Origin of the sequence: Mesorhizobium sp. M7A.F.Ca.AU.002.02.1.1 (genome assembly GCF_003998535.1) — a bacterium.
Classification (GTDB): Bacteria; Pseudomonadota; Alphaproteobacteria; order Rhizobiales; family Rhizobiaceae; genus Mesorhizobium; species Mesorhizobium ciceri.
Genome location: NZ_RZPB01001363.1, coordinates 1 through 770, shown reverse-complemented (window position 1 = coordinate 770; position 770 = coordinate 1). Strand labels below are relative to the sequence as shown.

Annotated in this window: 2 protein-coding genes; both read left to right on the top strand. The window is 61.6% G+C overall.

The window, feature by feature from the left end:
* The first annotated feature begins 19 nt into the window (after positions 1-19).
* Positions 20-520 (top strand): hypothetical protein, encoded by a 501-nt coding sequence (locus tag EN879_RS37745; protein ID WP_245493955.1) that lies wholly within the window; start codon positions 20-22, stop codon positions 518-520.
* A 12-nt stretch (positions 521-532) separates the two neighbouring features.
* Positions 533-770: DUF1036 domain-containing protein (locus EN879_RS40800; protein ID WP_348631534.1), on the top strand; the 238-nt coding region annotated here is incomplete at its 3' end.

The following is a 770-nucleotide window of genomic DNA, read 5'->3' as shown; positions in this document are numbered from 1 at the left end:
GGTCCAGCCATTCGAAGGCATGCTGGCCGAGTTCCAGGCCAAATTCCATGTCGAGCCGGACATCAGCGTCCGGCTCATTGAACCAAGCCAATGCGAAGTCACCAATTTTCTGCGCTTTATCGGGCAGACCGCATCAGACAAGCCGCAGCTTGTTCTCGATCGGACATCGGTGCCAAACGGTACGCCGATCAGCGGAACGCTGGTGACGCGTGGCGGGCTCAGGTCCAGCGTGCTGTTGATCGACCATAAAGGCATGGTGTTCAATCTCGACGACCGCATCGTCGTAGAACCCGGCAAGGCTACTTTCAGCATCCCGATTGGTCTCGGGGCCGCCGACAAAGCCGCCGGAAAGGCGGTGCCGCAGATCATAATGGTGATCACGGGCCCTCAGGACATCCAGGCAGCCGCGTTCTCCACGCCCATGCCAGCCTCGGTGCTGCTCCCAAAGATTCTTGAGGAAATCGAGACCGACGGGTCTCAATTCTCGGCCACCGCCCAGTATTTCCGGCTCGGCGGATAGCATGGGCGCCCGATGCAACTCAGCCGCTCTGACCCGCCGATAAGGCAGTTTGATCCGGTTCGGGCCCCTGCCCTGCGTGGCAGCATGAGGCTTGCGGTCATGGGGGGGGCGGCCCTGTTGGCCGTGCTGTCATCCAGCGAAGCGCGCGCCGAGTTCACGGTCTGCAATCAGACTCTGGATGTCGTCAATCTCGCCGTCGGCCAGAAGGTCGACAATGCGGACCAGACCGATGGCTGGTGGACCATCGGCG